General features: G+C 41.1%; 6 protein-coding genes and 1 pseudogene. 5 read left to right on the top strand and 2 right to left on the bottom strand.

The genetic code is table 11. The annotated features are described in order from the left end of the window. Window positions 1–6: 6 nt before the first annotated feature. Complete coding sequence (locus tag LPB68_RS10500) at window positions 7–2,073, bottom strand: BglG family transcription antiterminator (RefSeq protein ID WP_068657130.1); 2,067 nt, start codon at window positions 2,071–2,073, stop codon at window positions 7–9. A 320-nt stretch (window positions 2,074–2,393) separates the two neighbouring features. Continuing rightward, window positions 2,394–3,830, bottom strand: coding sequence for a PTS mannitol transporter subunit IIBC (locus LPB68_RS10495; protein ID WP_068657132.1), 1,437 nt, complete (start codon window positions 3,828–3,830; stop codon window positions 2,394–2,396). Window positions 3,831–4,155: 325 nt separating this feature from the next. On the opposite strand from LPB68_RS10495, the gene LPB68_RS10490 reads away from it, so the two are divergent. The 5 genes and pseudogenes from LPB68_RS10490 to LPB68_RS10470 all read left to right on the top strand — a co-directional run bounded on the left by LPB68_RS10490 (window position 4,156) and on the right by LPB68_RS10470 (window position 13,206). Further along, complete coding sequence (locus LPB68_RS10490) at window positions 4,156–4,938, top strand: alpha/beta fold hydrolase (RefSeq protein ID WP_068657135.1); 783 nt, start codon at window positions 4,156–4,158, stop codon at window positions 4,936–4,938. A gap of 320 nt (window positions 4,939–5,258) precedes the next feature. Continuing rightward, window positions 5,259–8,474: a DEAD/DEAH box helicase gene (locus LPB68_RS10485; protein ID WP_068657137.1), complete on the top strand. Its 3,216-nt coding sequence runs from the start codon at window positions 5,259–5,261 to the stop codon at window positions 8,472–8,474. Window positions 8,475–8,601: 127 nt separating this feature from the next. Next, window positions 8,602–10,680: pseudogene (locus LPB68_RS10480) on the top strand (alpha-amylase family glycosyl hydrolase); the annotation flags it as partial. 243 nt (window positions 10,681–10,923) lie between these two features. Continuing rightward, a complete protein-coding gene (locus LPB68_RS10475) occupies window positions 10,924–12,513 on the top strand; it encodes an ATP-binding protein (protein ID WP_068657139.1) in 1,590 nt (529 codons plus the stop codon). A gap of 168 nt (window positions 12,514–12,681) precedes the next feature. After that, a complete protein-coding gene (locus tag LPB68_RS10470) occupies window positions 12,682–13,206 on the top strand; it encodes a PadR family transcriptional regulator (protein WP_068657141.1) in 525 nt (174 codons plus the stop codon).

Here is a 13,206-nt window from a genome sequence, read left to right as displayed (position 1 = left end):
TCGCTTTCAAATTTTATTTTCGAAGAAATGAAGCAACTCTGTTGATAGATACCTCCTGATCTCCGTTTCGGTGCTTTCTTCTAATAGTCTTACCAATTCGGAATTCAGCAGCAATGCACTAATTTCACTGAGCACTTCTAGGCTTTCTTTAGACAACTTTCGTGGTGCAAGCATGAGCAGAATGACCTTGACCTCAGTACCTTTTTCTAAATGAACAGGTTGCGAAAGGCGATATAACGTTAGTGAGGACATATGAACATGACTGCTTCGTGTATGGAAGAGTGCTAGTCGAGTGTCGGGAATGACCTGACTGGCCATTCTTTCTCGCTCCATCAGACGCTCAAGTAAGATATCGGGATTGTCGATTACACCGCTTCCCTTTAACATATCTAGCATCCCTGATAATGTCGCGTGTATACTCATGTCAATGTTATCCAGTGGGTAGAACCGGAAACGCTCCAACAAACTGACAATCTCATCTAAGATGTACTTGTAGCTCTTCATCCTGTCCAATGATGTTATCTCACGGCCTGATGTATCAGGTTCACGTGAAGAGAATACCTTATTCTCCCGTAGTGTTGTGTTCTGAATATAATTCAATAATTTCTCTGATTCTTCCCCTGTGAGCAGGGGACTGATTTTGATATAACGATCCTTTGTCAATGGAAGTTCAATCGTCGAGATGATTAGGTCGTAGTCTTCCTCTGGTAGACGCGCAGCCTCGTACCAAGAAATATTACCAAGGACTTCAATCTGCGGCATTTCCTTCGCGAGTCTTGTCGCCAATAGTCGCGAAGAGCTTAATCCGCTAGCACATACCAGAATCGCTCGGACATTACGGCGGAGCTGGCTCAGTCTTTCCTCGGAAGCACCGAAATGCATCACCAGAAATCCGATTTCTTCGTCCGGAATAGTGATGGAGATGTTCATATCCTCCACTGCAGCCTGGATAATATGGAATAAGTACTCGTAATCTTTGCGAATGGCTCCAAGAAGGGGATTCCGGATCCGAGTTCCTTCACGAATGCGATTTAATGCCGGTTCGATATGCTCAAGTAGCCCTTCTCGGAGTGAACGATCACGTTGGAATGGGATTCCTGTTCGTCTCACAACACTCTCCGTCAGTTTGTATACCAGCTCCATTAACTCGATATCACCATAAGCAAAGCTTGCAGAGGAGAAGGAATCCTGAACTCGATCAAATAATCCGGCAATATACAGAATCTCTGACCGGGGAAAATCTAGATCCAAGGTCATGCTAAGTTGTTGTACAAAATGCTCCGACCCGGCAACATTGCGATGATCGGACATTCGCGAGTACCCAGCTTCCTCAGTAGTAGTAATGGTTCTACCCATTGCTATTCGCCTTGCTGTAACAGATAATCCCAGTAGCAACTCCGTATAGACGATTTCTGGCAGCTCTGCTGTCCATTTCCATTCCATGTCCCAGAGTGTATTCTCGATGTCTATAAGGTCGTTCTTACCTACTGCGTTAAGAAGCATATTGAATACCGGATTACCTTTGGTCTGTGGGGTGTGACCAACCAGATCTGATTGATCTAGATGCTCAGCAGCCAGTCTACAAATCGCGCGGCGCTTATCAACCTCACCACCTATGATCTCAACTCCGTATCCTCTTCTACGTAGTAACTGCAATCCGAATTTACGCACCCAAGGTTCTAGTTCGTCTAGATCATAGCTGACAGAAGCTACAGTTACTTTCAGCGTATGAGCGATAGAGAACAGCTTCACGGGCTCCTCTGCCTCGAGCAGAGAACATAATTCATATAGCTTGCGGTCATCTCCAGAATATTCCGCCGGCTTCTCTTCATACAAAAAAAGGCGTAGCTTCTCAAGGTCAGTCTCTGGACCACCCAATTGGATGCCTTTTCCTGACTTTCTGCTTAGATGTAGCCCGAAATCCTGCATAGTCTGCTCGATTTCTTCCATTTCTCGGTGAACTGTCCTTACACTTACTCCGGTATCTGAGGCGATTTCGGCGGCGGTGATTTCTTTGCTTACACTAAGGAGAAGCAGTATCATCTGACGCTGTCTGGCGGTAATTTTCCTCATATCGCGGCACTCGTCCTACCTGGAGATGTACGCTGCCATGCTAGGCAACGCCTCCTGTATTTAATTCTGATACCCCCGCAAAGCAACTAGAGCATGTATTGATACATAGGCTCAGCTTTCGGGGGTAATTCACTACCTCTTTAAAATATAAGAAAGTATAAGTTTCACTTGAATCAATTTCATAATCGCCGATGCATCTAAATCGATTTGCGTAATTATGAAATTGATTCTTGATACTTTTATCCTTATATTTCCGCTGAAACGGATGCCGTCTTTGAAAAAGGACGGCATAACCGTTTCTACTTGGTTATAACTATGGTTTATTTCAAACGTTCAACAAGCTCATCATATCTTGGACTCTTGAGGAAGTTGTCGATTGAGATGTGCTCTGCTGTTGGATTGTTAGCAATCGCACGTTCAGTCAGAGTCTTCTGTGTGATAACGATATCGGCATCTGCTGGTATCTCACTAACAGCAGAGTTAACAACGGTAATGTTTATACCTGCCGCCTGCATTTTCTTTCGCAGTACGGAAGCACCCATAGCGCTGGAGCCCATTCCTGCATCACAAGCGAAGACGATTTTTTGCACATTAGATTTGCTACGGACATTCGTGTCAACATGTGTTGTTGTACTCTGTGATACAGAACCTGCGGACTTCATATCTTTAACTTTTGCAGCTGCTCCTTCTATATCCATTTCTTCATCGTCAGTCTTCTTACTTGTCTTCAGTAGAAGAGAAGCGATTAGGAAAGATACAACGGTTGCCGTAACTACACCTGCAATCATCGGAAGGTATCCACCTCTAGGCGTCATTGCGAAGTAAGCGAGGATACTACCTGGCGAAGGAGATCCTGTAAGACCTGCACCTAACAATTGGAACGTGAATGTACCTGTCATACCGCCACCGATTGCAGCTAGGATTAGACGTGGTTTCATCAAGAGATATGGGAAGTATATTTCATGAATACCCCCAAAGAAGTGAATGATTATAGCACCTGGTGCGGATGATTTGGCTGATCCTCGACCTACAAGCCAATAAGCAAGTAATATCCCGAGTCCTGGCCCGGGATTCGATTCAAGCATGAATAGAACTGATTTCCCGATTCTTAGAGACTCTTCTGCAGCGATAGGAGTAAGTATTCCATGATTGATTGCATTGTTTAGGAACAACACCTTAGCCGGCTCTATAATGATGTTAACGAGTGGAAGCAGGTTATGGTTAACTAGGAATTCTACACCAGATGAAAGGATATTAGTCAGGCCTTCGATTAGAGGTCCGATCCCCTTAAGTGCAGCGATTGAAAGCCCACCACCGATAATTCCAAGTGAGAAATTGTTGACAAGCATCTCGAATCCGGATTTGATCTTCCCTTCTACAGATCGGTCAAATTGTTTTAGAATCCAAGCTGCCAACGGTCCGACTAACATCGCACCTAAGAACATTGGAATCGAAGAACCGACAATGACACCCATTGTGACGATAGCACCGATGACACCACCACGTTTACCGTGCACCATTTGACCGCCCGTGAATCCAATTAAGAGTGGTAGAAGATATTTGATCATAGGATCTACAAGAGAAGCTAGACTCTCGTTAGGATACCATCCTGTAGGAATAAATAATGCTGTGATTAAGCCCCAAGCGATAAAAGCGCCGATATTCGGCATAACCATACCGCTAAGCATACGGCCGAATTGTTGTACCTTCACTCGTACGTTGCCAGATGAACTATTCTTTGATTCTGTTGTGGCCATTAATAATGCCCCCTTTACAGTTTTGAATGGGATTCCTTAATTACATTTCTAATATAGGTTACCCTTTATGAATGAATATTAGAACAAAGCGCTTTCATTGTCACGAAGATGAAAACATGGTTTCGGCATGAACATTGTTGACAACATTTAAGAGGCTATAATATTGATTAATGAACAACATCATCCACTGTAATACTTACCCATTTTTTAAAGAGTTTAATCTGTTAGAATCTGGATTCGTTAAGAGTGGTAGGCGTTCACCTATGTTACCTCAGATGAATATCTTATTTCTAATTGGGATTACTCATGAAATGGAGGAATAAGAATGGGATATTATGTGAATGTAGAGCCGGGTGTGAAGGTGTATGTTGAAGATGTCAATCCAGGGGGCAACAAGACGATTCTGTTTATTCATGGATGGCCGTTAAGCCATAAGCAGTTTGAGTATCAGTTTGATGTACTACCTGCTTTGGGATATCGCTGCATTGGACTCGACTGGCGGGGGTTCGGGAAATCGGATAAACCGATCGATGGATACCACTATGACCGACTGGCGGATGATATTAAAGCTGTCATAAGTGCGCTTCAATTACACAACATCACTATTGCAGGTCACTCGACGGGAGGGGCCATCGCGATTCGTTATATGGCGCGACATCATGGTTACGGAGTATCTAAACTTGTTCTGATTGATGCCGCAGCACCTACGGGATTTACAGCGGTAACGGCAAAGAAACTTCTTACAGATACGTATAATGATCGTCCTCAAATGATTCAAGGAGTAACAGATACTTTTTTCTTTCAGTATATAAGCAGCCGATTCTCTGATTGGTTCTTCCAAATGGGGTTAGAGGCAGCGGGATGGTCAACTGCGGCGATTATAGTGACGTTAAGAGATGAGAACCTGCAACCTGACCTTGATAAAATACATGTTCCCACATTAATTATTCATGGGATTCATGATCAGGTGATCCCTTTTGCACAGGCACAAGAATTGAATAACAGGATTAAATATTCACAATTAGTCCCTTTTGAATACAGCGGCCATGGTCCTTTTTGGGAAGAACGAAATAAGTTTAATCATCTATTGGCGCAATTTATTGGATAGGGTTAGCTTTACAATCGATAATTCCGGTTCTCTTATGAGGTCCGGATTTTTAAAAATATAAGAAAGTATAAGTTTCATTTGAATCAATTTCATAATCGCCGTTGCAGCTAAATCGAGTTGCGTAATTATGAAATTGATTCTTGATACTCTATTTCTTATATTTCCGCAGATACGGATTTCCTAAAGTGATACGAAGTATCACTTACATCGGAAGGATAAACTTTTGAAAAGGACGGTATAGCCGTTTCTGCTTGGACTAAGCGGAACAGTAGGTTGATCTGTTATGATGAAGATAAGATCTCACTAGGAGGATAAAATAAGTGGATAATGAGTTAACTCCAAGCCTTATTAAGTTATGGTGTGGGAAGACCTCCTTTGATAAAGGAGAAGCCTATTTTAAAGCGAACAAAGTGACGTTTACATATACAGAATCTGAAACAGGATTCTATAAAGCAAGTGTCAGAGGGAAAAGCATCGAACAAGTGACAATTAGAACGGATATAGAAGGTAAACTAATGGCAGAATGTACATGTCCTCAACTATCCTCTTACGATCTTTATTGCCAACATATTGCCGCAGTGCTCTTAAATATTCATGGAAAACAGCATGAGGCTAGACAAGAACCCACTGAATCGTTGTCTTCGAATCAGGAGAATAAACTGGCTAACTCTATCCTAGCGTTATTCTCAGATAAGCCTCGTCGCTCCAGCCGTGCACGAACTTATTTCGATTCGAGAACGCCTCTTCAAGTAGAGTTTACTATCAGAACCGTCCATATAGATTACAAGCTCATGTTCGGTTTGGAGATAAAGATTGGCATAAATCGTTTATATGTTGTGAAGAACGTTAGAGAATTTCTTGATAGCGTTGAACGAGGAAAGACAGTCGCGTTCTCCAAGCATTTCATATATGACCCAGAGCTTCATAGTTTCTCGAAAGAAAATGACGGTGTGATCCAGCAACTCCTTCTTATGTATAACAGTGAGGAGATGTATCGACAACCTATATCTAATAGTGATCGAATATTAATGATCCCACCCTATCATTGGGACAAGCTGTTGTTACTATTATGTGAGGCTCCAAATGTGAGGATAGCGCAGTGGAATATTGTTGCCACCGGGATAAATATATCAGAGGAAGGCCTACCACTTCAGTTCGAGTTTAACCATTCTGTAGCAGAAGGATATCATCTGGAGATTGAAGGGTTAGATGATATAGCCATCATGGAACCCTATGGAGTGATCTTGTTCCAAGGAAGACTGGTGAAGTTACCTGTTGATGAATGTAAGCGACTGGCAGAGTTGCAGCAGATGCTTGAGAGATCCGATGAGCAAAGGATTCAAATTCCTCAAGAGCAACTGGACCCTTTTATGGAAAAGGTGATTCCTGGTTTAATGAAGTTCGGGAATGTACATATTACCAAGGGTGTCTCCGAGAGAATGGTACGTACACCCCTCAAAGCAAAGTTGTTTCTAGATCGCGTGAGGGAGCGTTTATTAGCAGGATTGGAGTTCCATTATGGAAGAGTGGTTATCAATCCTCTCGACGAAGATAGTCACCAGCATCAAAGGGAGGATCGTATACTTGTACGTAATGGTGATCTTGAGATGAGAATACTCGAAATCATGGATCAAAGTACGTTCGCAAAGACTGAGAAAGGCTACTTCTTGGCTGACGAGGATGCAGAGTACGAATTCCTATACCACACTGTTCCACAACTGGAGAAGCTGCTCGAAGTCTATGCAACCTCGGCTGTCAAAGCTAGAATTCATGGGATTACCGCTCCGAAAATCACTGTTGATATGGATTCAAGACATGATTGGTTAGAGTTTAAATTCGAGATTGATGGAATACCTGATGAAGATATCCGTAAATTGTTGAGATCCCTAGAAGAGAAACGAAGATATTATCGACTGCCCAATGGGGCACTTGCTCCCCTAGAAGGTGAGCAGTTTCAAGAAATGCTACACTTCATGAACAAGATGGGTGTCGGCACAGGTAAGATGGTAGGCACTGAATTTAGACTTCCTGTCGTGCATGGGCTGCAGCTGATGGATGTTCAGGACAAAGGGAATAGTATCAAAATGGGTAAATCCTTTCGCAAACTACTCGAGAATATGCGCAATCCCGATCTTCTAGATTTCCCCGTTCCTGAAAGTCTGTCTACCATCCTTCGAGATTACCAGCAGTATGGTTATCAATGGATGAAGACTTTAGCTCACTATCGATTCGGGGGGATCTTAGCAGATGATATGGGCTTAGGCAAAACATTACAAAGCATCACCTTCATCGTCTCTGTTCTACCGGAGATTAGAAAGGAGCAGATGCCAGCTCTAATTATCGCTCCTGCATCGCTCCTCTATAATTGGAGGAATGAATTGAAGAAGTTCGCTCCAGAGGTTCGCTCCATGATCATCGATGGTGTCCAGGAAGAACGTAGTCGTATGCTAAAGGATTTGACAGGTGTAGATGTGATAATCACTTCATACCCATTAGTACGCAGAGACTTGGCACAATATATGGGATCGACTTTCCATACGTTAATTCTGGATGAGGCACAGACCTTCAAGAACGCTAATACCCAGACGGCTCAATCGGTAAGAAGAATTAAGGCAAGAAATCGTTTCGCACTGACCGGTACACCTGTGGAGAATTCAATCGAAGAACTATGGTCGATCTTCAATGTCGTATTTCCAGAGTTATTATCTAGTAGAAAAGATTTCGCTAATCTCTCCCGAGATAGCGTAGCTAAGCGAATCCGTCTATTTGTACTCCGTCGTTTAAAGCGTGACGTATTGAAGGAATTACCTGATAAGATTGAATCATTACAGATCTCTGAATTGTTGCCGGATCAGAAGAAGCTATATATGGCTTATCTGGCTGAGTTGAAACATGAGACAGTGAAGCACCTGAAGGAGAATAATCTTCAGAAGAATCGGATCAAGATATTAGCGGGACTAACGAGACTTCGCCAATTATGCTGCCATCCAGCTTTATTCGTAAGCGGATATGCTGGAAGTTCCGCTAAATTTGAGCAACTCATGGAGTTAATTGAGGAATGTCAGAACGCTGGAAAGCGAATATTGATATTCTCGCAATTTACGGAGATGCTTAGCTTGATTGGTCGAGAACTTGGCACTCAGGGTGTACCGTATTTATATTTGGATGGAAAGACACCAGCTTCTGAACGGGTAGAATTATGTGATCGATTTAATGAAGGGGAGGGAGCCGACGTGTTCCTAATCTCATTAAAGGCAGGAGGTACAGGTCTGAACTTGACTGGAGCAGATACCGTCATTCTTTATGATCTATGGTGGAATCCCGCGGTAGAACAGCAAGCAACAGATCGTGCACATCGTATCGGTCAGATGAAAGCCGTACAAGTCATTCGACTGATCACTCAGGGGACGGTTGAAGAGAAGATGTATGAACTCCAGCAGAAAAAGATAAATTTAATCGATGAAGTCATTCAACCAGGTGAACAAGCTTTATCCACGTTCTCCGAAGAGGATATTCGTGAAATTCTAATGATATAAGTATATTAGAGTAGACGCTTACATGAATCTATAGATGAAATAAGCATATGTTGTTAATAAAGGAATCAATTTCAAATGAAATGGTTATGATGTTCGACGGATTGGAGGGAAACCATTGAAAGAAGAGTGGAAAAAGCTCGATGAACAGTTTCATTATGAGGGTGATGACCTCGGGGCAGTTTATAACAAAGGTGGTGTAACCCTGAAAATCTGGGCACCACTTGCAAGCAAGGTTGTTGCCAATATATATGATAAGATCTATTCTTCTCAGAAGGTTGGGAGTGTGACCTTATCATTAGAAGATAAAGGTGTATGGTCGGTGGTGATACTTCCAGAGGAACTTCGAGTAACCGATATGCGAGGCTATTTCTATCAATACGAAGTAACCAACAACGGCATAACCAGCCAAGTGCTAGATCCTTACGCTAAATCGATGGCCATATGTAGAATAAACACAACAGGACAGTTAGGTCCGGGTGGAGATTTAGTTGGAAAGGCTGCAATCGTTGATTTAAGCGAGACTAATCCTGAATTTTACAACTTTGCGAGTATTCCGGGATATACAACAAGAGTAGATGCGATCATTTGGGAAATACATATTAGAGATTTTACATCCGATCCTTCTATTGAACAAGATTTGAATGCAAGATGGGGTACATTCAGTGCTTTCAGAGATAAGATTCACTATATCCAATCATTAGGTATTACACATGTCCAATTGCTACCTGTTATGGCATGCTATTTTGGTGATGAAGCTTTAATGGGACATAGAGAATTACAATATTCGACCGTTGATAATGAATATAACTGGGGATACGATCCTCATCAATATTTCACACCTGATGGTGCGTATTCCGAGGATCCAACCAATCCTGAACTAAGAATACGAGAACTGAAGGCAATGATCCAAGCTATTCATGAAGCGGGAATGGGAGTCATTCTAGATGTCGTCTATACACATATGGCAAAAGTTGATTTACTGAATGATATTGTACCGAATTATTATGCATGGCAGGATGATAAGGGGCAATTTATTGGAGGTTTTGGTAATAATCTTGCGACCAATCGTAAGATGGCGAAGAAACTAATGGTCGATTCAGTGAAATATTGGTTCAATGAGTATAAGATCGATGGTATGCGCTGGGATATGATGGGGGATGCAACCTATGAAGCTGTTCAGGAAGCTTATGATGCAGCGGCTGAGATCAATCCAAAGGCTATATTCATTGGTGAGGGTTGGAGAACCTTTCAGGGAGATTTATCTGACCCAACGCTTACAGGTAAAGGTGCAGACCAAGGTTGGATGGACAAGACAGATAATGTGGGCGTATTCTCGGATGAAATTAGAAATGAACTGAAATCAGGCTATGGATTAGAAGGGGAACCTCGATTCCTTTCAGATGGAGCAAGAGATATTTCTTTTCTTTTCAATAACATTAAAGCACAGCCAACGAATATTCCCGCAGATCATCCTGGAGACATTGTGCAGTATATTGAAGCCCATGATAATCTCACGTTATATGATGTCATTGCGCAAACGATTAAGAAAGACCCCTCCATACCAGAGCATGATTTAGAGATTCATAGACGTATCCGACTTGGTAACACATTAATCCTTACTTCTCAAGGTACGGCGTTTCTGCATGCCGGGCAAGAATATGGTAGAAGCAAACAGTGGAAGGCCAGTGGTCTACCTGAACAGAAGTATTATGCTTTCAAGGATGAAGAGGGCGAGATATTCGGATATTTCGTACATGATTCATATGACTCATCTGATGCTATTAATATGTTTGATTGGCGTAAGGCAACCGAGGAACATCAGTTTCCAGTTAATCATACTACGAAGGAATATACAGCGGGGCTTATAGCGTTGAGGAAATCTACGAATGCATTTAGATTAGGTGACCAAGAGCTGGTCAATACGAATGTAACTATGATCCAAGCACCAGAGATAAAGAAAAGTGATCTCGTAATTGGATATGTATGCCGATCTACAGATGGTACCGGGAGATATTATGTGTTTCTGAATGCAGATCATAAAGTGAGAAAACTGACACTACAAGAGGATTTAACGCTGGGAACTATAGTGGTAGATCAGAACGAAGCAGGTACTTTAGAATGTTCAAAGAAATCAGGATTTAAGCTGACAGACCATGATATTACGCTAGATGCATTAACAGCAGTCATTATTAAGATGCTAGATTGATTCATCACTCCAAGCGATAGTTAGACTCATCTATGATAACGATATGTGGATGGGTCTGCTCTAGTTTACTAGGATGATGATGTCTCGATGTGTCGATTCATGTTAAAAAAACTCGAATTTTAAAAATATATTAAGGTTTTATGTAATTTAATGGTTTTTTTACTAAGTTTAAGATAGTTATAGCGATGTATTCAGGGTAATATAATAGGATATAACAAATAGCCGTAGCTGGAGATTGATCGAATGAATGAGGAAACAGTGATTTGGGAAAACAAGCAGCAGAGTAAACAATTAGGAAATGATTCTATCAGACCTCTTATATTTAACAAATATTATTCGGAGGTTGAATTAAAGGCGCAGTTATCTAATTATATTTTAGAGTTAGATGTTATAAGTTCATTTATAGAAACATTACTTTCCTCTATGAAAGGGGAACGCTTCCTTATAGTAGCCACGGATCATAAGGGTTACATATTAGCATTTAAGGGAGACACTACGTCTATAACAAAGGTGAAACAATTAGGGATAATTGAAGGCATTCAATTTAATGAAGAGGTCGGGGAGAACTCAATTTCATTAAGCATTCAACATAAACAGCCGATTCAAATGATTGGTAAAGATCATTCCCATACATATCTAGAAGGTTTTGCATGTTATACAGCTCCATTCTATAGTGATGGGAGTGAACAGATACTTGGAACAATAACATTAGTGACAGAACTAGTATCTGCGCATCCTCATTTTCTATCTTTGCTAAGTGCAGTTGCAGGATCTATTCAGCGTGAAATTCAATTGAGAAGGCAGAATAGTCAACAGTTTTTATTGAATCGTGCCTTACTAGAGACTAACTATTACGGAATAGTTGTCACCGATGATGTGGGAGATGTTCTAGAGATCAATGAGAATTGTCTAAATATATTGCAATTAGATAGTAGAGACAGAGAGAGAATCGTCCATTCATCAGTATTTACGTTGGTTCACATAGGAACATACTTCCATCGCTGTATAAATGAGAGAATGGCTTATTTGGGAATTGAAATTACCATAGAAGAACAAAGCTCATATCGATACTATATGCTAGATGTGGTACCGTTCTACGATTGCTCACAAAAGCTAATACAAGTCGTTGGGAGTATGCACGATATTACCGAGATGAAGAAGACAGATGAAATATTGCGGAATAAAGAAAAGTTGATTTTTGCTGGTGAAGTGGCGGTAAGTATTGCCCATGAGATTCGAAATCCACTAACAACAGTTAAAGGGTTGCTTCAGATATCAGGTAAGAATTCGAAGTTACTACATTATGATCTCATTATGTCTGAACTTGAACGAATGAATTTAATAATAAGTGACTTCTTAATCCTAGGTAAACCACAAGTGGTTCAATTCAAAAATGATTATTGTAATACTATTCTTCAGGAAGTATTGAGTATATTCGGAATACAAGCGGGAATGAAAGATGTCGTGATCACTTGCGAGGTCATTGAAGAAGTTGAGATTAAATGTGACCGAAATCAGATTAAACAGGTGTTTCTTAATATTCTAAGTAATGGTCAAGAAGCGTTACCTTGTGGAGGAGAAATTACCATCACGCTAGATGTTACGAAATCCTACCAAAGAATACGATTCAGTGATAATGGGGAAGGCATGACGGAGGAAGTGATGCGTAAGGCTGGAGAGCCCTTTCATACGACCAAACCAAATGGTAACGGACTAGGAATAATGATTGTTAAAAAAATACTAACATCCCACAATGGGTATATGGAAATTACGAGCGATATCGGTGTAGGAACAACGGTGGATATTTATCTTCCGCACCATGTGAAGTTTTGATTTCAGATAGGAATAAGTTATGAGGATAATTGGATTTGAATTGATTAATGAGAGCACTCGAGGGGTGCTCTTTTTCTATGTAAATAACTTGACGCAACCTAAATACTGGGTATAATAAAATATATCGATTTGATATATCATTTCGATATAAATGAGGAGTGAACGTTTATGTTAGAATACGTTATTTTAGGGATGCTTATAGAAGGGCCGATGAGTGGTTATGATCTGAAGAAGACGATCGACAGCACGGTTGGGTTCTTTTATAAGGTAAGCTTTGGGAGTCTTTATCCGGCATTAAAGAGATTAGCCGCTAAGGAATGGGTAACGGTAACGGAAATGGAAGATAGCAAGAACAAGAAGCTATATACATTATTACCTGTTGGTAAAGAAGCCTTCCTTATTTGGTTAGCAGGTCCGCTAGAGTTATCTCGTAATGACCATTTAAGTAAAATATTCTTCTTTGATTACTTAGATGAAGAGACTAGACAGCGACGTTTAACGGAATACCAGTCTAAATTAGAAGGGCAGATTACACAGATTACAGCTGTACAACAGATTGTATCAGGCGAGCTTCAGAACATGCCCAACCCCGAGAATTACCACTACCGTGTATCAGTTCTAACCTATGGGTTAGAGTTCTATAATATGGAGAAACGATGGGTCCAAGCCATTCAAGAAAGGAATGATCATTAA

Source organism: Paenibacillus crassostreae (genome assembly GCF_001857945.1).
GTDB lineage: Bacteria > Bacillota > Bacilli > Paenibacillales > Paenibacillaceae > Paenibacillus_AQ > Paenibacillus_AQ crassostreae.
Note: the sequence above shows the minus strand (reverse complement) of the source record. Positions and strands in the feature narration are given on the sequence as shown.

Excerpts from the sequence above, each read along its gene's own strand:
- LPB68_RS10490 (WP_068657135.1), top strand. The coding sequence starts at position 4,156 with ATGGGATATTATGTGAATGTAGAGCCGGGTGTGAAGGTGTATGTTGAA.
- LPB68_RS10500 (WP_068657130.1), bottom strand. The coding sequence starts at position 2,073 with ATGAGGAAAATTACCGCCAGACAGCGTCAGATGATACTGCTTCTCCTT.
- LPB68_RS10495 (WP_068657132.1), bottom strand. The coding sequence starts at position 3,830 with ATGGCCACAACAGAATCAAAGAATAGTTCATCTGGCAACGTACGAGTG.
- LPB68_RS10475 (WP_068657139.1), top strand. The coding sequence starts at position 10,924 with ATGAATGAGGAAACAGTGATTTGGGAAAACAAGCAGCAGAGTAAACAA.
- LPB68_RS10470 (WP_068657141.1), top strand. The coding sequence starts at position 12,682 with ATGTTAGAATACGTTATTTTAGGGATGCTTATAGAAGGGCCGATGAGT.